This is a genomic window from Vicinamibacterales bacterium, assembly GCA_036504215.1.
Lineage (GTDB): Bacteria > Acidobacteriota > Vicinamibacteria > Vicinamibacterales > Fen-181 > FEN-299.
In genome coordinates this window covers 150,095-171,524 of sequence record DASXVO010000039.1, presented here as the reverse complement: position 1 = coordinate 171,524, position 21,430 = coordinate 150,095, and the positions used below count along the sequence as shown (strand labels likewise).

At 67.7% G+C, this 21,430-nt stretch carries 17 protein-coding genes; 4 read left to right on the top strand and 13 right to left on the bottom strand.

The annotated features are described in order from the left end of the window. Positions 1-10: 10 nt before the first annotated feature. The 3 genes from VGK32_12000 to VGK32_11990 form a co-directional block, all read right to left on the bottom strand. The gene (locus VGK32_12000) at positions 11-877 is read right to left on the bottom strand and encodes a hypothetical protein (GenBank protein ID HEY3382486.1); all 867 of its coding nucleotides are present in this window, start codon (positions 875-877) and stop codon (positions 11-13) included. A 97-nt stretch (positions 878-974) separates the two neighbouring features. Further along, positions 975-1,622, bottom strand: a complete 648-nt coding sequence (locus tag VGK32_11995) for a SagB/ThcOx family dehydrogenase (protein HEY3382485.1) — start codon at positions 1,620-1,622, stop codon at positions 975-977. 216 nt (positions 1,623-1,838) lie between these two features. After that, complete coding sequence (locus VGK32_11990; GenBank protein HEY3382484.1) at positions 1,839-3,926, bottom strand: S8 family serine peptidase; 2,088 nt, start codon at positions 3,924-3,926, stop codon at positions 1,839-1,841. Positions 3,927-4,236: 310 nt separating this feature from the next. Between VGK32_11990 and VGK32_11985 the strand changes: the two genes are divergently transcribed. Then, positions 4,237-4,485 carry a hypothetical protein gene (locus VGK32_11985; protein HEY3382483.1) on the top strand — a complete coding sequence of 83 codons (249 nt, stop codon included), beginning with the start codon at positions 4,237-4,239 and terminating at the stop codon, positions 4,483-4,485. Between the two features lie 197 nt (positions 4,486-4,682). Further along, entirely contained in the window at positions 4,683-6,113 is a 1,431-nt protein-coding gene (locus VGK32_11980; GenBank protein HEY3382482.1) for a hypothetical protein, read from the top strand. On the opposite strand, the gene VGK32_11975 is transcribed toward VGK32_11980, so the two are convergent. Further along, a complete protein-coding gene (locus VGK32_11975) occupies positions 6,092-7,225 on the bottom strand; it encodes a hypothetical protein (protein HEY3382481.1) in 1,134 nt (377 codons plus the stop codon). The two genes, VGK32_11980 and VGK32_11975, sit on opposite strands and share 22 nt — an antisense overlap. Before the next feature lie 18 nt (positions 7,226-7,243). On the opposite strand from VGK32_11975, the gene VGK32_11970 reads away from it, so the two are divergent. Then, positions 7,244-8,647 (top strand): MFS transporter, encoded by a 1,404-nt coding sequence (locus tag VGK32_11970; GenBank protein ID HEY3382480.1) that lies wholly within the window; start codon positions 7,244-7,246, stop codon positions 8,645-8,647. Positions 8,648-8,662: 15 nt separating this feature from the next. Here the strand turns inward: VGK32_11970 and VGK32_11965 are convergent, their stop codons facing one another. The 3 genes from VGK32_11965 to VGK32_11955 form a co-directional block, all read right to left on the bottom strand. Beyond that, on the bottom strand, positions 8,663-9,412 hold the full coding sequence (locus tag VGK32_11965) for a hypothetical protein (protein ID HEY3382479.1): 750 nt from the start codon (positions 9,410-9,412) through the stop codon (positions 8,663-8,665). Continuing rightward, positions 9,409-10,146, bottom strand: coding sequence for a hypothetical protein (locus VGK32_11960; GenBank protein HEY3382478.1), 738 nt, complete (start codon positions 10,144-10,146; stop codon positions 9,409-9,411). Before VGK32_11960 ends, VGK32_11965 begins: the two co-directional genes overlap by 4 nt. Positions 10,147-10,270: 124 nt before the next feature. Next, positions 10,271-11,254 carry a ribose-phosphate pyrophosphokinase gene (locus VGK32_11955; GenBank protein ID HEY3382477.1) on the bottom strand — a complete coding sequence of 328 codons (984 nt, stop codon included), beginning with the start codon at positions 11,252-11,254 and terminating at the stop codon, positions 10,271-10,273. 58 nt (positions 11,255-11,312) lie between these two features. Between VGK32_11955 and VGK32_11950 the strand changes: the two genes are divergently transcribed. Then, positions 11,313-11,903: a PAS domain-containing protein gene (locus tag VGK32_11950; GenBank protein ID HEY3382476.1), complete on the top strand. Its 591-nt coding sequence runs from the start codon at positions 11,313-11,315 to the stop codon at positions 11,901-11,903. A 50-nt stretch (positions 11,904-11,953) separates the two neighbouring features. Here VGK32_11950 and VGK32_11945 read toward each other — a convergent pair whose 3' ends face one another. The 6 genes from VGK32_11945 to VGK32_11920 form a co-directional block, all read right to left on the bottom strand. After that, positions 11,954-14,398 (bottom strand): TonB-dependent receptor, encoded by a 2,445-nt coding sequence (locus VGK32_11945; protein ID HEY3382475.1) that lies wholly within the window; start codon positions 14,396-14,398, stop codon positions 11,954-11,956. Between the two features lie 92 nt (positions 14,399-14,490). Then, complete coding sequence (locus VGK32_11940; GenBank protein ID HEY3382474.1) at positions 14,491-15,660, bottom strand: DEAD/DEAH box helicase; 1,170 nt, start codon at positions 15,658-15,660, stop codon at positions 14,491-14,493. Positions 15,661-15,979: 319 nt separating this feature from the next. Next, complete coding sequence (locus tag VGK32_11935; protein ID HEY3382473.1) at positions 15,980-16,618, bottom strand: cytidylate kinase-like family protein; 639 nt, start codon at positions 16,616-16,618, stop codon at positions 15,980-15,982. 100 nt (positions 16,619-16,718) lie between these two features. Further along, a complete protein-coding gene (locus VGK32_11930) occupies positions 16,719-19,103 on the bottom strand; it encodes an HD domain-containing phosphohydrolase (GenBank protein HEY3382472.1) in 2,385 nt (794 codons plus the stop codon). A gap of 13 nt (positions 19,104-19,116) precedes the next feature. Then, positions 19,117-20,466 (bottom strand): sigma-54 dependent transcriptional regulator, encoded by a 1,350-nt coding sequence (locus VGK32_11925; GenBank protein ID HEY3382471.1) that lies wholly within the window; start codon positions 20,464-20,466, stop codon positions 19,117-19,119. Between the two features lie 258 nt (positions 20,467-20,724). Further along, complete coding sequence (locus VGK32_11920; GenBank protein ID HEY3382470.1) at positions 20,725-21,405, bottom strand: carbohydrate-binding family 9-like protein; 681 nt, start codon at positions 21,403-21,405, stop codon at positions 20,725-20,727. Positions 21,406-21,430: the final 25 nt, after the last annotated feature.

Genomic DNA, 21,430 nt, shown 5'->3' with positions numbered 1-21,430 from the left:
CGGGACCGGCCTACTGCAGGAACCACTCGCGCGCCGTCGCGTCGGTGCGCATGAAGTCGAGAAGGAGGGCGGCGACCTTCTGCTGGCCAGTGGCGCTCGGATGAGTTCCGTCGGAGCTGCTCAGATCCGAACACGCCCACGTCAGGCCGTCGCTCCTGGGCCTGATGCCATCCGCCCACAGGTACGGCCCCCACGCGACCCACGGCGCCCGGCCGCTGGCGACGTCGAGCGCTGCCATACCCGACAGTTGATCCTGGATCACGCCCCGGACCGAGAACGCACTCTCGAACGCGTACGGTTCGGGATTCAAGGCGGTCGTCGCGTACCCGGCGTAGATTCGGCTCGAGAGATAGGCGATCCGCAGGTTTGGGAACCGTTGCTTCAACATCTGCAGCATCGTCTCGATCTCGTTCTTGAGCTGCTGCGCATATGCGGGCCAGCCCGAAGACGGTCCGGCGTCGGCTTCCTTGAGCCAGACGATGGCGACCTGGCTGGCGCTGACGCCGGCTGCCTGGATCCGGCTGTCGAGCACTCCCCAGCATGGACACGAGGGATTGATCCACAGGGACGCCGTCTGACCGCCTTGCGCGCCATCCACGATCACGAGATGCGAGTCTCTGCCCGGCTCGCGGTCCGCCAGCGCCTTGAAGGCCGAAAACTCCATCGTCGTATTCGACATGCCGATCGACACCAGGGCGTACTTCCCGCCGGCGTCCGGCGTGCCGTTGACATCGCGCGGCCCGATCGCCCGAGCGAGGGCGAGGCCCGTCGAGTGGCCCGGATGCGAGTTCGTGCGCCCGGGATACAGGCCTCCGGACTCGCCTTTGTACGCACCGCCGAGGAGGTCGTTGAGCGGTGTGAGGCCGACACTCGTCACCGAGCAGCCTGACGTCGGTGTCGGGCCTGGAGTGGGTGCAGGCATCGGCGCAGGCGTCGGCGCGGGTGCCGACGAACCGCCAGCCGTGTAGTCCCTTCTACTTCTTCGGATACCCGACCGACTGTGCCAGCACGATGACCTGCGTGTCGCGCAGTCTCAGCGCCTTGGCCAGCGAGGCCTTGTCCACCGACGCCCGCACCACCGTCGCCAGGCCTTCCGACGCGCAGAAGAGGTAGGCGTTCTCCGAGATGTACCCGGCATCGGCACCGATGTTCATGGCCTGTTGCGGATCGGTCGCCGGCCGCGCCACCTTCGACGTGTCGGCCACGTAGACCAGGTTCAACGCCGCGGTTCCCGGGAACGGCTGGGTCCCCGTCGCTCCGCGCAGGTCGCCCGGCACCACCGGATTCAGGGCGTGAGCCTTCGCGTCGTAGATGTACGCGCCATCGGGCAACGCCACGTAGACGTCGATTTCCTGCTTGTTGCTCGCTGACGGGGCCGTGCGACGGCCGTCGGGACGGCTGACGCCCCACGCAGCCCACAGCAGGTTCGAGAGCACCTGCATCGAGACCTTTTCGGGACCGAACTCGCGGGATGATTGTCGCGCCTTGAGCACCTGCATCAGGGGCTTGCCACCGTCGGTCTGCGGCGCCGGCAACTTGATTGGCGCCAGGTCCTGCGCAGCGGCCAGGCTGCAAGTGGCGAGGACGAGGACGAGAAGCGCAAACGACAGACGTCTGAACATGGCGAATGCCTCCGTGGATGAGACTCCAGTGACGCCACAGTATAGCTGCTCCGCCCTGTCCGGGCCCTTCACCCGTGATTCAACCCTGCTGCCCTCGCTCCGTGCGGCCTTCGTGTCGTCAGCAACACCGGGGCCACTCGCTCGCTTTCTGCGTGTGCTCGACCGGGCGCCTTGATGATCCTCACAGGGTACCAATGGAATTGACGGGCCCCTACCCTACCAGAGCGAGAGGATGGCGTTGCGAATCTCCGTGATGTGGGTCGCTGCGACTCTGGTCTGCGCTGGCGTCAGCGTCGAGTCCGTGTAGACCGGCGCGAACCGCGTGGCGGCCCCGTAGGCCTCGGCCAGGGCGGCGCGCAGTTCGGTGATGTGCTGCGCCTTCACCACGGTCGCTCGAGACACCAGGGTGTCGGTCCAGGCAATGGGCGACAGGCCGTAGCGACTTCGCAGTTCGCCGATCCGGAGTCGCAATTCGAGGACGTGCACGGCCCTCACCGCGACTGCCCCGGCCGCCAGCGGATCGTCCGTGAAAGCCGGGCTGCCGTAGGTGAACGCGCTCGTCCGCACGGCGGTCTGTTGATCCGTGCGCATCACCACGACGTCGACGATTGAGGTCGCGTGGGGTGGTGTCGTCATGGTCATCCGCGTCGCGTCGATCACGGTCACGCCCGTCGCCGCGACACCGCCGAACGACACCGTGTCTCCGGCCGCAAAGCCCGTTCCCGTGATTGTCACCGTCGTGCCGCCACCGGCCGGTCCGGACGCCGGCCCGACCGACGCAACGGTCAGCAGCAGCGTGTCGACGATGCGATGGACGGCCGCGTGAGCGTCGAGGCGCCCCCACCCGTAGACGTTGTTGGGCACCGCGGACGCGCTGTCCCCGCCGCATCCCTGCGTCGTCGTCAGAGGAACGGCGCTGCGGGTGAGCGCGTATCTCAGCGCGGCCACGTTGCCCGCAAGTTGCGGCCGGCCCGACAGGATGAGCGCCGCGGCCCCCGCCACGTGCGGCGTGGCCATACTGGTCCCGCTCATCAACTGGTACCCTGTGGCGTAGGCCGAGCGGACGAGCACTCCTGGCGCAGACACATCCGGCTTCATCCGGCCACTGCCGTCTCGCGTCACCGGACCGCGGCCGCTGTCCGACGCGATCGTGTCGGACGAGTTCGTCGATCCGATGCTGAACGACTCCGCGTAGATCGTCGCTGGATCTGTGACGCTGCTGCAATTCGGCCCTTTGTTCCCGGCCGCATGGACGGTCAGGATCCCCGCCGCGGTCACGCTTTGCACGGGCGCCAGAAGCGCCAGCGCCTCCGCGTCGGTGCAGCCTTCGCTGACCGTGCAAGCCCACGAGTTGATGATGATGTCTGGCGCCAGCGTCGGATTGGGATTCTGGTCGTTGAGGTCGGTCGGCGCGATGAACCATTGATAGCACTCGGTGTACGTCGCGATCGTACCGACGCCGTTCTTCATGTTGCGGCAGCCGATCCACCGGGCGCCCGGGGCGACGCCCACGGCGTTCCCCGCCGCCGCCGGCCAGCCGGGATCGCTCGGCGAAAGGTCATTGCCGAGCGCGATGCCCATCGTGTGCGTGCCATGGCCCAGATCATCGGCCGGCGCGCGGAGGCCATCGACCGTTGCATCGTGCCAGTGATAGTTGTGATCCGCGGCGGTCCCGTTCCAGCCCAGATACTGGTTGATGATGGCCGGGTGGTCCCACTTGTACCCGGTGTCCTGGCCGCCAATCACGACGCCCTGGCCGCGATACCCCTCGGCCCAGGCTTGCGGCGCCCCGATCTTCGAGATGTTCCACTCGATAGCCTGCGTGGCTGCCTCGGCCTTCGACGCCGGCCCGACCGGCAGTGGTGACGCCACGAGCCTCGCGTTGGCAAACAGGTGTGCCACATCCGCGCGACCCGCAACCGCCTCGACGGCTTTCACGTCGCCGTGCGCCACGACCAGGTTGGCGATCCAGTACGGCGTGAACGTGACGCCCAGCGCGCGGAGCTTCGCGAGCAGGGCCGGCTGGGTCCTGGCGGCCGCAGCCTGCAGCTCGCGCACGACGAACTCGCCTTTCGCCTGACGGGTCGGCAGCACCGACGCGCTCGAGAGATCGGCCTGCTCGTTCAGCAGGATGATGAAGTCGGTCCCGGCCGTCGACTGCGCCTCCCGGAGCACCGCCGCATCGACTTTCGTCGTCCAGGCAGGCGCCTGCTCACGGACCTTGGACGCTTGTTGCGCGGTCAGCGTCGAAACGGCCCCCAAGAGCAGGATGCCCAGCGCGACGAACCGGCTCTGTCTCCTCATCTGGCGCTCCCCTGGTCCGTGCGTTCCCCATTCTTCACCTTCTTTGGCAGAACGTGGCCCCAAAAATTCCTGCTCAAGTCCTGCGGGCACCTGCCGATTACTGATCCGGGTGAGTCTACGACGCGCCCACCCGGGTCCGCGTCCTGGGTATTCGTCATCACTTCGCGCAAAGGAGCTCCGTATGAACACCTCAGGCATCGGACCAAATGCCCCGAAGACCGAGGCCCCGGCGGAAAGCCAACGGGAGGTCAGACCTCCGGCTTCCAGCATCAGGCGAACACAAGGCGCAAGCGCACCACCGGCAGATCGGGTGGATCTCACGGCCCGTGCCCATGTCGAGGCGGCTCGCGCCCAGTCGGATCGGGAAGTCGATCGGACGGCAGAACGCGACGTCCCGAAGGCGCCGGCATCAACTCCGATGCGGGGAACGATCGTGAGCCCGGATATGGCCATCGAGGCCGTGCGCCAGGCGTCGGACCAGATTCTCGCGCAGCCGGATCTGGCGGCACGCGCCCAGGCGAACAGCCAGGGTGGCAACGTCCTGAACATGCTGCGCTGAGCCACGGTCGCAACGGCCGGACCATCGAATCGTGCCGCCGGCATATAATGCGGGTCCGGACCGTTCCGGATCGGCGCGGCCGCGTCGGCAGGCGCCAGGTGCCGCGTCCCGGCTGGCGGATGGTCGTCGCTCTCGGAGGAGACTGACGACCTCAGATTGAATCGATGGAACGCCACCCGCCACTTGAAGCTGGACCGTTGGCCCGCGTTCTCGCCTGGCCGGCCACACACCCCTATGCGCTGCTGTCTCTGCTCGGCGGCGTGTGCCTGCTCGCATTTCTGGCCACGATTCCGCTACCCCGCATCGACGGTCAACTCGTGGGCTCGGACGGGGCGGGGTACTACAGCTACCTGCCGGCGGTCGTCTTGGACGGTCGCCTCGATCTGTCGGCCGAATTCCAGAAACTGCACGTCGTTGGGATCAAGGCGACCTCGTGGCGGACGGCCACGGGTCGCCAGCCGAATCCCTGGCCGATCGGCGCCGCGCTCCTCTGGATTCCGTTCTTCCTGATCGCCCACGCCGCCGTGCTCGTGGCAAACGGCGCGGGCGCCGGACTGTCATCGGACGGCTGCAGCAATTTCCATCAGGCGGTCGTCATCTCCGGAAACATCCTGTACGGCCTGGTGGCCATCCTCGTGACCTTCCGCGTCGCCAGTCGCTTTTCGACCCGTGCGGCTGCGGTGTGGGCAACTGCGCTCGTGCTGTGCGGCGGCAATCTCGTCTACTACATGACCGCCGAGGCCTCGATGGCGCACCCCACCTCGGCTTTCGCGACAAGCCTGTTCTTCCTCGCATGGATCGAACTGCGCGGCCGGCCGGGGCCGCGCCGCGCCATCGTGTACGGCTTGATCGGGGGATTGCTCGCACTCGTGCGAACTCAGGAAGCCGTGTTCCTGGCCCTGCCGTTCATCGTCGAACTGCCGGCGCTCGGCCGCCGGCTGTTCTCCCGCACGACGCGGGAGCCGGGCCGGACCAGGCTCACCGCATTGGGTCAATTCGCAGGTGAGGCGGCGATCAGCCTGTGCGTCGCGCTCGTCATCTTCAGCCCACAGGTTTGGGTGTCCCACTACATCTATGGCATGTGGACACCTGCTCAGCTGTACATAGGCGCGGCGGGCGGTTCGCCGTTCACGTGGACGGCGCCGCATCTGACGGCGGTGCTCGTGTCGGCGCATCGCGGATTGTTCACGTGGCACCCCGTGTTCCTGTTGGGGGTCATCGGCCTGGCCCTGCTATGGCGTCGAGACAGGAGAGCGGCGGCGCTCTGTCTCCTCGCCGTCACGACCCAGGTCTACATCCTCGGCGCCTGGTACGACTGGCATCAGGGGGACGCGTTCGGAGGCCGGGCGTTCATCGGATGCACGACCGCGTTCGCCACCGGGCTTGCGGTGCTTCTCGACGCGACCCTGGGAACCGCCCGATGGCGTCGGGGGAAAGCCTGGCTGGCTGCGGCCGTCACGTGCCTGATTGTCGTCGCCAACTTCTTGCTGTTCGTGGAATACCGGTTCGACCTCGTCAACGCACGGCGGACGGTGACCTGGCAAGATCTCGGAACACGCCGCCTGACATACTTCCTCGACAAGATCGGTTCTGGTACCCGTCCCGATCAGACGCCCGGGTCTCGGTAGCCGGCGAGCCGCCGGCGAAGCGAATCGCGCCGCGACTCGGTGACGAACGCCGACTCGACGCCGTTCTGCGCCAACTGGACCCGGTCCGTGCGGCTGAGTGGCAGCGTGGCGGCCATCGCGTCGAGCGTGCCGGCCACGCTGAAGGGACCGAACATCAGCGGGTCGTCGGTGTTCACCGTGGCCAGCAGTCCTTCGCGGAGCATCAACGGCAACGGGTGATCCGCCACTCGGACGAATCCCATCCGCTCGTTCGACACCGGGCAACACTCGACCGCAATGCCGCGGTCGCGGATCGCCGCCCTCGCGTCGGCGGAGGCGGCGAGCGACGTCCCGTGCCCGATCCGGCGCGCGCCAAGACACTCCACGGCTTCGAGAACCAGGTCGGGCGGAGCGGCCGCGAACTCGGGCGGGCAGCCTTGCTCACCGGCGTGGACCGTCAGAGGCACGCCGGCTTCCCGCGCCGGGCGCAACGCCTCCTCGAAGAGCCGGGGCGGGAAGGTCAACTCTGGAAATCCCGCGATATCGAGGCCCACCGGTCGATCCGCCCGGTGAAGGCGGGCGGCCAGCGCCGCGACCACCGGCGCCTGAACCTCTCCCTTCTGCCGGCTGAAGGCCAGGATGAACGTGCCACTGACCTGCCGCTCGGCCCAGGCGCGATCGACGCCGCGGACCAGTGCGTCGGCGATGGCGTCGAGCGGGGCGTTCACGGTGTCGCGGTAGGTGAACGGTGAACCACGCAGCTCGGTGTGAAGGCTGCCCGCCGCGGCACAGGCCACCAGTTGTTCGAAGACCGCTTCCTCGAGGTCCTCGATCGACTGCAGCACGGAGAGCGGGAGGCCGAACGAATCCACGAACCGGGTGAAGCCGCCGGGGCCGCCGAGTCCCGACGCCACGGTTCGGTAGTAACGCCGAATCGATTCGGGGTCCTGAGGATCGACGTCTGGCACCAGCACGCCGGCGCGCGTCCGCACCTCGGTCACCCGGTGCCTCGCGGCGAGGCGCGCGATCGTCTCGGGGGCCAGTCCGGCTTCGAAGTGGCGGTGCAGTTCGACGGTGAGCATGTGGCGTCGCTTGTCGAAGATATCGGGAACGAGTAAAGTCTGTCGAGCCATTTCCGACCCCGTGCCACTATGAACCCAACATCACCCGCCCGCCCACAGCACAGCCCGGAATTCAGGCACCGGCGCGCCGTCAACTGGCTGTCGCTCGGCATGCTGTACGCGTTCTTCTACGCGACGCGCTACAACTACACGGCCGCCGCGCCATACCTGGCGGACACGCTCGGCTGGAGGAACACCGAACTGGGCGTGTTCGAGACGATGATGCCACTCGTCTACGGCCTGGCCGTGGTCCTGAACGGGCCCCTCGCCGATCGCGTCGGGGGCAAGCGCGCGTTTCTGTTCGGTGCCGCTGGCGTCGCGATCATGAACCTCCTGTTCGGCCTGGCCAGCATGGCCATCGTGTCGCCGGCGGTCTGGGTGGGAACCGGCCTGGGACGCCACGTGGTCACACCGGCGGTCCTGAACTACGGACTGTCGGGCAGCATGCTGCTCGCGCTCATGGCGATCGTCTGGGGCATCAACGGGTATTTCCAGTCCTTCGGGGCGCTGTCGATCGTCAAGGTCAACGCGCAGTGGTTCCACGTCCGCGAGCGCGGCACCTTCGCGGGCGTCTTCGGCGTGCTCATCCGGTTCGGCCTGCTCCTCGCGTTCCAGGGCGTGCCGCTGATCTTCCTCTTCTTCCCGTGGCAATACGCGTTCTGGATTCCTGGCGCGTTCGTGGTGCTCTTCCTGCTCATCAACCTCAGGTGGATGGAGAACTCGCCGAAGGATGCCGGCCTCGGCGAATTCGACACCGGAGATGATCTGGATGTGACCGATGCGGCTCCGTCGATCCGCGAGATCGTCCGCAGGGTGTTCGCGTCGCCGGCGATGTGGACGATCGCGGCCGGGTCGATGATGATCGGCTTCGTCCGGCGCAGCGTCGTGGACGCCTGGTGGCCGAAGTACTTCGTGGACTACTACGGCGCCGACAAGGCGCTGTTCGCCACGTACGCCCCCTACATCATCGCGACGTGGGGCATCGCGCTGGCGGGAATCGCCGGCGGCTTCGTGTTCGGCATCGCGTCGGACCGGACGTTCGGCGGGCGCCGTGCGCCGGTGATCGCCTTCGGGTTCATCGGCATGGCGGTGATCCTGGCGCTGTTCGGCGTCTCGGACCTGCTGCACTTCGGCCCCATCGCGGCGGCGTGCTGCCTGGTGGCGCTTTCCTTCTGCGTGAATGGCGCGCACGGCATGATCGGCGGGGCCGCGTCGATGGACTTCGGCGGCCGGAAAGCGGCCGCCTCGGCCGCCGGGTTGTTCGACGGCATGCAGTATCTGGCCGGGGCGTTCGTGGGCGTGGGAGTCGGCTACGTCACCACGACGTGGGGATGGGAAGCGTGGCACTGGGCGCCGATTCCGTTCGCCCTCGTCGGCGCGCTCCTGATGGTGCGCCTCTGGAACGTGGTGCCGAAGGGACGCTCGAGCCACTGAGCGCCCGCGAGCCGCTCACCGAGACTGCCGCAGCGCCATCAGCCGCCCAAGCGCGTCGCCGTAGCGCGCAGCCAGCACCGCCGGGTCGGTTGACTCGGGCTCGTTGTTCATCGAGACGAACGGCACGCGAACGCCGGCGAGCGACAGCCACCCGTCGGGCGCACCCTCGGTCATCTCGTCCCAGTCGTTCTCTCGAAAGAACCCCAGCATGTCGCGGTCGGGCACCTTGTGGAAGAGGATCGACTCCTCCTGCCCTTCCTTGTACCGCGACGAGTTCCGCCGGAACGACTCCTCGAACGACACCTTGATGTAGAGGATGGCCGCACGCGCGAGGATCTCGGGGCGGAATCGTTCGAGGCTGTCGCGAAACCCGTCGTCTCGTCCGCGCGCGAACTCGATCAACAGCGTCCCGCCATCCGCGTAGAACGCCGGCTTGGAGAGGTACCGGCTGGCGATCGCCTCGTTGAAGTGCTCGACGAGGGAGCGGCGGAACTTTGGCCGCGTGATGTTGTAGCCCTCGGGCGTGCGTTCGGACACGAGCCGCGGCTCTCCGCGGGTTTCGCGGGCGTCGTCCTCCACGCAGGCCGCCCACAGCCAGGGAAAGTCGTCCACCTCCTCGAAGCGGCCGATCCCGAATCCGGCCGCGCGGGCGTCGGGCGAAAGCTTCTTCATGAAGTCGATGAACTCACTCTTGCCACCGGCCGGACGCCCCAGCACGAACAAATGCTCGAACACGGTCGGTGGCGTGCGGTTCTGGCCGCTCATCGCTGCGCGCTCCAGAGCCCCCACAGCGAGCCGAGCGCGGCCCCGTAGCGCTCCTCGAGCACCGCCGGGTCGGTGGACTCGGGCTCGTTGTTCATCGACACGAACGGCACGCTCGCGCCCCGCACGTCGAGGCGTCCAGCCGGCCGGCCGGCGGTGAGCGTCTCCCAGTCGTTGTTGTCGTAGAAATAGTCGTAGGTCTCGCGAGGAACCATGTGCGCCAGGATCGAGTGTTTCAGCTTCTCCTGGTAGCGCGCGACATTCCGCCGCCACGATTCCTCACGCGAGACCTGAATGTAGAGAATCGCCGCGCGTTCGAGGATGGAGCGATCGAGCATGCCGAGGGCGCGTCCGAACCCGTTCGGACCGCCGCGCGAGAATTCGATGAGCAACGTGGACTGGTCGTAGAACTCGGGCCGGCCGAGATACTGGCGGGCAATCACGTCGTTGAACTTGTGCATGCACCAATCGAACAGCTTCGCACCTTTCGGCGCCATGCCGGGGTTGCCGGGCATGTACTCCTGCGTGTACAACCGGTCGTAGCCCGCCTTCTCCCAGATCGCATCGTCCATGAACTTGTCCCAGATCCAGGGGAAGTCGTCCACCTCCTCGAACCGGCCGATGTGCAGCCGGCCGCGGAGCACGTCGGCAGACGCGTGCTTCAGGAAGTCGATGAACTCGGATTTTCCACAGGCAGGCCGTCCGAGGACGAGCAGATGCTGAAAGATGTCGGTCACGATAAGGCCTCTCTTGACGTGAGATGCTGCCGGTCGAGCCGTGGGCGGACGCGCGGGTGACGCAGTATACCGTGGGCGACGGCCGGCGAGCCACCGCTCGGCGCCCTGCTCCCCTGCTCCCTTGCTACCTATCCTCTTCGTCCCCGCACACGACCAGGTGTCCAATCGACTGCCGGAGATGGTTCGCCCGGATCGCGTCGGCGAAGATCGGTGCGGCCGACAGGATGTGGAGTTTCCGGTGGCGCGTCTGCTCCGGTATGTACACGGTGTCGGTCGTCACGATTTCCTGGACGACCGGGACTGCGGCGATCCGCTCCAGGGCGTTTCTCACGAACACCCCGTGCGTACACGCGACGCGAACTTCCTTGATCCCTTCGTCGACCAGCCGTTCACAGAGTTCGAGTACCGACCCGCCCGTCGCGATCTCGTCGTCGTAGATCAACGCTGAGCGGTAGTTGGACAACTGCGGACCGACCAGCCCTGTGATCCGGACCTTCGTGTCGGAGACCCGCTCCTTGTTGCCCGCGGCCACCGGCAGATGGAGGTCACGGGCGAACCGGGCGGCGGACTTCGCGTGCCCGAGATCGGGCGCGACGACAATCGTGCCGGCGAGGTCGCAGGCAGCGAAGTACTTGACGAACACGTGCCGGCTCGAGAGCGGGTCGGTGGGCACGCCGAAGAAACCGTGCACCTGGGGCGAGTGCAGCATCATCGTCATCACGTGCGTGGCGCCGGCCGTCTGGAGCAGATCGGCCACCAGCCGCGCGGTGATGCAGATGCGGGGACAGTCCTTCTTGTCCGAACGGGCGAACGAGAAATACGGCACGATGGCGTGGACCGCCTTTGCGCCGGCGCCGCGGGCGATGTCCAGCATCATCAGCAGCTCCATCAGGTGGTCGTTCACCGGCGGTGACAGTGACTGGACGATGAACACCTCGCGCGACCGGACGCTGGCGCCGAGCTGGATGTAGAGATTGTCGTTGCTGAACTTCGACACGGCGGCCGACTCGAGCGGCACGCCGAGCAGCAACGCAATGTCGGCGGCCAACTGCGGATTGGAGCTGCCGGCAAACAGTCGCACGTCCCCCGGGTCGATGGCGTCGGTCATGGTCCGGTCACGATATCAGAAGGATGTAGAATGTTTCCATCCCCAAGGAGGTACGGCGTTGACCCCGACTCCCTGTCACGCTCCGTCTCCGGCCGACGCGGTGTTCGACGCACTGCCGTTCCCGGCGTTCATCACCGACGAGGACATGCGTCTGCTGGCGGCGAATCCGGCGGCAAAGAAGATGATCGGCACCGACGCGTCGTTCGTGCTCCGTCAGCGCAACGGCGAGGTGCTGCGCTGCATCCACAGCACCGAGACGGGCGAAGGGTGCGGCCGCTCGACCTCGTGCAGCGACTGCGTCATGCGGAAGGCGGTCCGGTTCACCTACGTGGGCCGGGAGCCGGTGCGGATGCGGGATCGGATGGAGTTCCAGCGCGACGGGCAGGTGCAGGCGATGCACGTCCTGGTCACGGCCTCCCCTGTCGTCTACCGCGATCAGTCCTGCGCGCTGCTGTTCATCGAGGACCTCACGCTCCTGTGCGCGATCGGGGACATCCTGCCAATCTGCATGTCCTGCAAGAGGGTCCGCGACGAGCAACTGTGGACGCAGGTCGAGGCCTACCTCTCATCGCACCTCGACCTGAAGTTCACACACGGGATTTGTCCGGACTGCGCGAAGCGGCTCTACCCGGACTTCTCCCAGCCGTGAGAACGCGCCCCGGGCGAAGGGTCCTCGCTCCAATGCCGCACGGCCGCCCCCTACTTCCGCCCCCAGAGCAGCTCGAACACCAGCGTGAAGTCGCGCGGGATCGGGTTGTAGGTCTGGCCGAACTCCGGCTGCGCGGTGTTCCGCTGCACGTCACGCTCGGTGTGGATCGAGGCCAGGTTGTAGAACTTCACGCCCAGGCGCGCGTCGGGGAGCCGACTGGAGACGGTGACGACCTTGTTGACGTAGAGGTCGAGTGACCCGAACCACGGAAGGCGCGCGCGGTTCGCCGGACCGGCATAGAGCCAGTCGTCGTCGATGGCCGAATACGCGAAGCCGCTCCTGATCTCGACGAAGGGGGCCACCGTGATGCGCAGCGGCAGGCGGACCAGGCCCCACGCCAACAGACGATGCGGCACGTCCGCCAGGAGCGGGCCGACCTGGTTGGGTAGCACGAGCGGCTGACGGAACGCGCCGGTGATCGTGTCGAGGCTGTTGAGATCACCCTCGCTCCGGGATCGCACGTACGACAGGTAGAGCTCGTGCCCGGCGCCCGGCGCGCGGTACGCCAACGTCGCCTCCAGGCTCCGTGAGGACGAGGCGCCCGAACTCGACAACGCCAGGCGTCCGGTCGTCGCCGTGTCCCGGATCGGGTTCACGATCAACTCGTCGTGACCACGCCGCTCCTGGTACTTCACCCGCGCCTGCCAGCCGCCGACGAAGCGCCGGTCGAGTTCCAGGTCCCACCGGGTGGCGAGCGGCGTGCGGAGCGGACCGTCGATGACGTTCCGGTAGACCACGTCCGACCCGTCCAGCGCGCTGAGCACCTCTCGCGGCTGCCGTAGCGGGAAGCCGTACGCTTCGAGCGGAACCTTGTCCCCGAAGAGACCAACACTCCCACTGAGCGTGGTGTCGCCGGTCGGCAACTTCAGCGTCCAGGCGATTCGCGGCGAACCGACGGGCCGTGCGAGCGTGGTCCAGTCCAGGCGGGTGCCGGCATCGACGGTCAGGTTCGCGCGCGCCTGCCATCGAAACTGCGCGAACGCCCCCGCCTCGCGAGCCGTTCCGGACAGCGTGGGCACCGGCAGGAACGAGATGCGCTGGCTCAGCTGCCCGTCGCTCCGGAGCATCGTGACGTCGCCCGCCGCGTCCGTGCCATCGAGCGCGGCATGAGACACGTCCGCGCCGGCCCGGAGTTCGTGCCCCTGCCACCCGGTCCAGTTCCACGAGGCGCTCACCTGGATCCGCGTGCCGCGCAGGTCCTGCCGGTCGAAGTAGCTGCCCTGCACCTGGTCGTGCCCGACGACGTACGGCGATGCGCCGTCCGGACTCACCCCCAACCGCGACCTGACCACGCCCGCCGTCAGGGCCAGCACGGTGGAAGTGCTAACCACCACGCGATCTCCGGCCGAGGCGCTCCATCCGCCCCGTTCGAGGAGCGGCACGCTGTTGGCCGTCGTGAACGCCGTCACACCGGCGTGCTCGGTCCGCTGCGGATCGAAGGAGACGAAGCCGACAAAGTGATGTCCCGATGAGGCCTGGACGTCGAGTTGCGACCACGACACGAACGCCGAGTAGATGCTGTCCTGGGAGCCGGCCAGCGTGTCGAACCGGTTGCGATCGAAGCGGTAGCTGATCGCCTGCTCGAGGAAGACCCTGCCCTTGACGAGCGGCCCGAGCAGGCCGACGTTCGGGTCCCACGAATCGATGCCGTACAGCCTGCCGGCGACGAACCGGAGGCGCGGAAAGAAGCTGTTGGCGGACGCGTGCCACTCATCGCCGCCCGCCCTGGTGCGCACTGACGTCACGCCCCCGGTCGCGCGCCCTGCGTCCGCCGGATATCCCCCGGAGAACACATCCATCGACTCGACCGCCTCGAGCGGCAACAGCATGAGGGGCACGCCTGCGATCGGGTCGGTTTCGTTGAGGCCGTTGACGAGCAGCGATCCTTGCGGCGCGCTGGCGCCCGCCACGCTGATGAGGCCGTCCGGGCCCCGCACGACGTTCGGCAGCAGCGGCAGCACATCGTCGTATTGGCTGTTGGGCATCATGCCGCTATCCACGACCTCGCGCGTCACGGTGACCGGCGCGTCTGGTTGTGGTTTGCCGAGCACGGCCTGCGAGGCTTCGCCTCTGACGGTCACCTGTTCCCTGTAGCTCGCCACGTGGAGCTGGAGATCGAGGCTGGAAGCTCCCCTTCCGTCGAGCGCGAGTGGCTGTTCGAGCGGATCGAAGCCCTGGATCTCCGCGCGCACGACGTATCGGCCGGGAGGCGCTTGGAGCAGGAATGCACCGTGCTCGTCGGTCGTCGCCGTCCGCTGCGATGACGCTCCAGCGGCCGCGTGCGGATCCTGAACGAGCGTGATGGTGATCGTGACGCCAGGAAGTGGCAGCCCGGCTGCATCGGTGGCACGCCCGCGAACGACCGCATCGGCCGCTTCGACGGCTGCCGCCTGCACGAGGAGAACGAACAACAGCAGGTGAGTCAGGCGGCCCATTCTCCTACGATACCGCGAAGGGGGCGCCGCGTCTCTCCTCACCGCGACGGCGGGGATCAGTCGAGCTATCCAGGTCAGCCGTGACCGGTCGCCTATTGGCCGACGTTCTCCGGAAGGACCGCGTCTTCCTGGCCGGCGGCACTGACGACTGGCCGGCGTGGACGGCGGTCTCGAATCTGTTCCTCGACCGGCAGACGTGGTGGAGTCAGTAGCGGTTTCATCTCGATGTCGAGTTCGCGGACGAGCGCGTCGAGCGCCCGGCGTTCCTCGGGGGCCACAAGCGTGACCGCCATTCCGGATGCCAGCGCACGGCCGGTGCGGCCCACGCGGTGCACGTACGCCTCGCGCGTTGGCGGCACCTCGTAGTTGACCACGTGCGTGATGGCCTCGATGTCCAGCCCCCGCGCCGCCAGATCCGTGGCGACGAGCGCCGTGAAGCGACCCGACCTCAACCCTTCGACGGCCGCCGACCGCTGCTGCTGCGTTCTGTCCGCGTGCAGCGCCGCAACGCGAATGCCAGCCGCCACCAGCCGCGAGGCCAGCCTGTCGGCCCCCCGCTTGGTGCGGACGAACACGAGCACCGGCCCCGGCTCCTGGCGGAGGAAGCGGCCGAGCCACGTGGCCTTTTCGCCCGACGGCACCTGCGCCGACGTGTGGCTGATGGTCCGTGCCGGACCGTTCTTCGCGCCGTTGGCGATCATCACGGCGTCTTTCGTGATGGCGCGCGCCCGGGTCATCACCTCGTCCGGCATGGTCGCCGAGAACAGCAGCGTCTGCCTGGCCTCTGGCACCGCAGACACGATCTTGGTGATGTCGGGCCAGAAGCCCATGTCCATCATCCGGTCCGCCTCATCCAGCACGAGCACGTCGAGGCCCGTGAAGTCCGTGGCTCCGCATCGCATGTGGTCCATGAGCCGGCCCGGCGTCGCGACGACGATGTCGACACCGGCGCGCAGCGCGCGCTCTTGCGGCTCCGACGGTGCGCCGCCGTAGACGGCCACGCTCGAGAGCCCGGTGTGATACCCGAAGCCCTGGATGTCGTCGTCGATCTGAACGGCCAGTTCGCGGGTCGGCGTCAGGATGAGCACGGCCGTGCGGGGCGAACCCTCGGACGGCGGCGCGGACCGCCTCTGCAGCAGGCGTTCGAGGATCGGCAGCACGAACGCCGCGGTCTTTCCGGTCCCCGTCTCGGCGCAGGCAATCAAGTCGCGACCAGTCCGCGCCACCGGGATGACATCGGCCTGGATGGGCGTGGGCGACACGAATCCCCGTTCAGCGACACCCATCATCAACGGGGCCGGCAGGTTCAGGGAGTCGAACGATGTCGCGATCTCGCCCTCGGGCGAGGCAGCGGCCTCGGCGCGAGACCGGCGGCCGGCAGCCGGAGAAATCAGAGCAGGATTACGCCGAGCGCGACGCCGGGGGCGAGGCGCGGGATAGGTCGAAGCAGCTTGGTGGTTCAAAAAGGAATCTGCGTAGCGGAAGGTTGCGTCGTCGGCAACAGGTTTCTTCGTTCTTTCTTTGCTCCCATAGTGTGACACGATGCGCTGAAAAGAGCAAATCGGAGTCCCGCAGTCCCGATCAAGCCCTGCGGCGGCGCTCGACCAGGCTGGCCAGCACCTCGATCGTCTCCTCGATGCCAATCGCAGACGTATCGAGGCAGAGATGATAGTGCGAGGGCTCGATCCACTCCCCGCCGTGCAGCGACTGGAGGAAGCGGCCGCGCTGCTGATCCGACCGCCGAACGAGGTCGCGGGCCGGTCCCGCCTCCAGGCCGTATGCCTGCCTCACCCGCTCGGTCCGTTCCTCCTCCGGGGCGTGGAGGAACACGCTCAGAAGTCGCGGATGCTCGCGCAGCACCCAGGCCGCTCCCCGCCCGACGATGACGGCATCTTCCCGGCCGGCGATCTGACGAATGATCTCGGCCTCGACGGCGAAGACGTCCTCCTCCATCACCGTCGGCACCGGGGGCGGCACGTAGGGCGCCTCGGGCGCTCCCCACGACAGCGCCCCCGCCATGCGTGCCCAGACGCTCGTCACCCGCTCCTCGAGGCTCTCGACCTCGCGGTCATCGCGGCCCAACACCTTGGCCGCTTCCTCGAGGATTTCGCGGTCGACATAGCGCACGTTGAGGCGCCGGGCAATCCCCTGGCCGACGTACGCACCACCCGCCCCCATCTGCCTCGAAATAGCGACGATGGTCGTGACTGGCGTCGTCATCTGATCCTCCCGGAAGGACGACTCCATTCTACGCCGACCGGACGGCGTCTGTCGGCGCCCGGTCCAAGGGGCACAACGGCGTCGGCGTTTGTCCGGGGACTCAGCAGGCGAGACGGGGTGCCATCGCGGGCGCCGGCATCGACACAAGTCGATCCGCGGGGAGCATCGCCGCGCGGCGGGCGCGGACCGCGCGCGGCAGGTCGGCGGCGGTTCCGGCATGCGCGGGGAACAGCGCGAACGCGGCTTCGATCTGCACTGGCCGCCCGAATCCGGCCTGGTCTCCGGTCGCTTCGATCACTCGCCCGGCGATGGCGGTCATCGCCTCGGGTGTGGTATCCGCCATCAGGATCATGACTTCGCGGTCGCCGGTGCGGAACACGAGGTCGGTGACGCGCACCGCGGTGCGTGCGGTGGCCGCCAGGCGGAGGAGTACGTCGGTCCCGCCCGGGTCGTCATGGCCCGCATCGGTGACGCTGAGCAAGAGGATCCCGGGTTTGGGACCGTCGGTGCGCACGGCATAGGCCGCCGATGCGAGCACGCGCTCGAGGTACTTCTCGTTTGGGAGGCCGGTCGGCTGATCGAACAGGCTCGCCATGCGGTCCTGTTCGAAGTCCAGCGCCCGCTCGAGCGCCGGGCCGATCTGGCGCGCGGCGAATTCGACCACCTGCTGATGCTCGCCGCTGAAGGCCTCGCGCGACTCCCCGTAGAGGGAGAGGACTCCCACGACGTGGTCGCCCGCGACGAGCGGCGTCGCCAGGGCACTGTCGAACGGCCCCGGCAGCAGGTCCTTGCGCTCGGCGAGGTCGAGCGCGCCGCTCGAGTTCATGATCGTCGTGCGGTTGATCGCCACCCATCCGCTCAGGCCCTCACCCGCGCGCAGGCGCATCCCCTTCAGCACGTCGGCGGCCGTGCCCGACGCGCAGACCGCCACCAGATCGTCCGACACGCGGTCGCGCAGGTAGAAGACGAGCAGGTCGCACGGCACGGTCTGCTTCAAGCGGAAGCCGAGCGCCATGGCGAGATCCTCGACGGACGTGTGGCCTGCCATCCCGCCGGCCAGATCGGAGAGCGCCAGCAGCGTGTCGGTCAGCTCGCGGGATCCACTCGCCGTCCCTGTGGCATCGGCGACGGCCGTCGCGGGCTGGGCGTGCAGCAACTGCTCGAGCGCGCTCACGTCGTCACCCGACGTCGTCACCTCCGCGTCGATGTCGGCGTGGACGCGAACGAAGGCGTCCGTCACGACGGGATCGTACATCGTGCCCCGGCGGGCGTCGATGATGGCCAGGGCCTCCTCGTCCGACAACGCCGGACGGTAGGGGCGGTCGGACGTCAGCGCGTCGTAGCAATCCACCACCGCCATGATCCGCGCCCCGAGCGGAATGTCCATGCCCTTCAAGCCGTCGGGATAGCCCGTGCCGTCCCAGTTCTCATGATGGTGGCGGACAATCGGCACGACCGGGTACGGGAAGTCGATCGCCGAGAGAATCTGCGCTCCCACTGACGCGTGCAGCTTGATGCGGTCGTATTCCGACGGCGTGAGCTTCCCCGGTTTGTTCAGGATGTGTTCGGGCACTGCCAGCTTGCCCATGTCGTGCAGGAGCGCGGCGGCCTCGATGGCCTTGATCTGGCGCTGGTCGCTCACGCCAATGGCTTTCGCCAGACCGATCGCGTAGCACTGCACGCGGCGGATGTGACCGTGCGTGATCTGATCCTTCGCGTCGATCGCCATCGCGAGCGTCTCGACCGTGGACAGGTAGAGTCGATTGAGTTCGGTGAGGTGGAGGTTGGCGTCCTCGACCCGATCCATCGACGTCTTGAACGTCAACCACGAGATGACGATGAGCGGCACGACGACGCCGAGGCCGCTCCACGTGAGGCGCGGCGCATTGAGCGCCAGCAGCAGGGCCACGGAGGCGCCGCCGAAGTAGTTCAGCGAGAGCCACATGAAGTGCTCGCGCCAGAGGCGATACGGTGACGCCCCGGTCTCGGATGTCACCGCGACGGCCGTCAGGCCGCTGTTCAGCACGAAGTAGACCGCCGCCATGGCGACGACAGGCAGCACGAGGGTGCTGAGCGACGGCACCGTGGCGAGCGTGCCGAGCGGCGGGACGCCGGAGAGCAGGTAGAAGACCTGGGCGGCCACCCAGACCGAGATCGACGGCTCGGCCAGGTTGAAGATGACCCGGTAGGCCTCGCGGTGCTTCCGCCGGATCGAGATGAGCAGGCCGTCGATCGCCATGCACACCGTGGCCGGCGCGGGACCGAACAGCAGGATGGTCGTGAAGAAGAACGCTTCGGAAACGTAGATGGTGGCGGCGACGCCTGGAACGCGGATGGCAAACGACCCGCTGAGCCAGGTGAGCACCCAGAGGATCAGCCACCGGTAGTTGAATGGCACCTGCGTCAGCACGTACAGCGAGTTCGTCAGGGCGCCCACGCCCAGAACGGCAACCGCCGCGATGTACCAGCGTCCGAACCTCGTCACGCCCGTGTGCCCCTCAGCCGATGTCCGCGCCCGGTTTCCCGCTCGTCCCGTCAACCAGGAGCCGGTACTCGCGGATCTTCCGGTAGAGCGTTTCCCGGCTGATCCCGAGCAGCCGCGCCGTCTCCTTCTTGTTCCATTTCGTCGTGGCCAGCGCCGTCTGGACGTACTCGCGTTCGATGTCGGCCAGCCGCCGGATGCCCCTCGGGCAGGCCGTCACGCCGGAGGACGCGGTCATCGTCGACATGAAGCCGATCTGCTTGACGTCGATCACCGGGCCGTCGGTCGACAGCGCCGCACGCGAGACCGTCGCCACCAACTCGCGGATGTTGCCCGGCCAGTGGTGCGCGCTCAACCGTCCGAGCGCCGCCGGCGAGAACCGCTTCGCGTCCGGGGGCAGCCCGTCCGCCACGCACTGCTTCGACAGGAACATCCGCGCGAGCAGCGGGATGTCCTCCGCCCGTTCCTTGAGCGCGGGCAGACGGATGGTGAACGCGTTGATCCGGTAGTAGAGGTCCTCGCGGAACCGGCGATCCGCGACCAGCGACTCGAGCGGCCTGTTGGTCGCCGACACGAGGCGGAAATCGACCGCGATCCCGTGGCTCCCGCCGAGCCGTTCGACCCGGCGCTCCTCGAGGACGCGCAGCAATTTCGCCTGTGAGAGCAGCGGCAGGTCACCGATCTCGTCGAGGAGGAGCGTGCCGCGATCCGCCAGTTCGACGCGGCCCACACGGCGTTCGTGTGCACCGGTGAAGGCGCCCTTCTCGTGGCCGAAGACCTCGGCCTCGAACAGCGTGTCGGGCACCGCGGCGCAGCTCACCGCCTGGAACGCCTGTGCCCGCCGCCGGCTCAAGTCGTGGATGGCGCGCGCCGCCACTTCCTTTCCCGCGCCGGTCGGACCGAGCACGAGCACCGAGATGTCGGTCTTGGCCGCGGTACGGATCGACTCGAGAACGAGCAGCATCTTCTCGTCACGGCCGACCAGTTCCTGCAGCCGGCGGACCGCGATCGTCGTGCTGAGGTGGGCGTCGCCGGAGGGACGCGCGAGGAAGTCGGTGAGCAACCTGGCGAGCATCGGGTGCGCCGGCGTCGCCGCCCCGTAGTGGATGGTCCCCGACATCCGGCGCTGCACGAGGCCGGCCGCGACGAGCGCGTCGAGGCACCGCTCCGCGTCGGCCCGCATGCATCCCAGCGCCGCGGTCAGCGTTTCAATCTCGAACGTGCCATCGCGCCGCGCGAACAGGAATCGCAGCAGGCTGGCGCGGAGCGGCGAGTTCACGAGGGACTCGAATCGTTGCGCCACGACCTGGAGCGACCCATCCGACTCGGCCGGGAACCAATCGCGCGACAAGGCGAGAGTTGACATACGGTCTGTGCCTACGGCCTTCCAGCCTGCCGAACACGTCGGCTCAGCGGACCACGTCGAACCGTGTGCGCGTTCGCACACGAAGACACCGACACCAGTCCCCTACATCATCAGTTATCGGCTGTGAGGGGAAATGCATCAGTCTGATGCCAATCGTGGCTGAACCACGGAGGGCACCAGGCACACGAAGGCTGCAGCGGCCACGCGCGGCGGGGGCTGCGGTTGATGATCTGGGTGGGTGCCGCTCGAGGCGCTCGGTCAGCGCACGAACTCGATCTCACCGAAGTACTGCGGCTGGTGGAAATTCAGGGTCTCGCCGATGGGCGACCAACTGGCCCAGTGGGGGTGGGAGGTCTCGTCGCCGCACTTGAAGGCATTCGCCCGCCAGCGCTGCCCCGCGGCCGGCCGAACCGCCCCGCAGTAGCCCTCCATCACCGCGAACGGCCACGTGGCCTCGACCCACCAGCTGGTGGGGTCGGACCGTTCGGGCTCGACCACCTGTGGCAGCGAGTGGCCGACGCGGATCGTCGAGGCAAGCCCGGCGTCGACCATGGTCCATTTGGCGAAACGGTTCGCGGCCCGGGTGGGATCCTCGATGTAACGCAGCGAGAACGCGCCGCCTGCGTTCAGTTCGAGCGCGAAGTACCCAGGGGCGCCTGCCGGCTGGACGAACAGCTCCACACAACTGTCCTTGTACGTGTCGCTGTCGTACTCCGTGTGAACCGAGCGGACGAATCGGTCCTGCACGCGATAGAGCACATGGAGGGCGTCGTCGTCGTAGAGCAGCCGGGCCTCGGTCACGGGCCGATGATCGGTGCTTCGAGGATGGAATTCGGCAATGGACAGCCGGTCGGCGTGGCGCCAGGCGGGGCCATCCCACGACCCGGTCAACCCAGTGGGAGTCAGCGCGCGATGGACGCGAGCGAAGGCAGCGTGCATGACCGGGAGCGTACCCCGCCCGCCG

Excerpts from the sequence above, each read along its gene's own strand:
- VGK32_11995 (HEY3382485.1), bottom strand. The coding sequence starts at position 1,622 with ATGTTCAGACGTCTGTCGTTTGCGCTTCTCGTCCTCGTCCTCGCCACT.
- VGK32_11990 (HEY3382484.1), bottom strand. The coding sequence starts at position 3,926 with ATGAGGAGACAGAGCCGGTTCGTCGCGCTGGGCATCCTGCTCTTGGGG.
- VGK32_11975 (HEY3382481.1), bottom strand. The coding sequence starts at position 7,225 with ATGGCTCGACAGACTTTACTCGTTCCCGATATCTTCGACAAGCGACGC.
- VGK32_11970 (HEY3382480.1), top strand. The coding sequence starts at position 7,244 with ATGAACCCAACATCACCCGCCCGCCCACAGCACAGCCCGGAATTCAGG.
- VGK32_11965 (HEY3382479.1), bottom strand. The coding sequence starts at position 9,412 with ATGAGCGGCCAGAACCGCACGCCACCGACCGTGTTCGAGCATTTGTTC.
- VGK32_11955 (HEY3382477.1), bottom strand. The coding sequence starts at position 11,254 with ATGACCGACGCCATCGACCCGGGGGACGTGCGACTGTTTGCCGGCAGC.
- VGK32_11945 (HEY3382475.1), bottom strand. The coding sequence starts at position 14,398 with ATGGGCCGCCTGACTCACCTGCTGTTGTTCGTTCTCCTCGTGCAGGCG.
- VGK32_11935 (HEY3382473.1), bottom strand. The coding sequence starts at position 16,618 with ATGACGACGCCAGTCACGACCATCGTCGCTATTTCGAGGCAGATGGGG.
- VGK32_11925 (HEY3382471.1), bottom strand. The coding sequence starts at position 20,466 with ATGTCAACTCTCGCCTTGTCGCGCGATTGGTTCCCGGCCGAGTCGGAT.
- VGK32_11920 (HEY3382470.1), bottom strand. The coding sequence starts at position 21,405 with ATGCACGCTGCCTTCGCTCGCGTCCATCGCGCGCTGACTCCCACTGGG.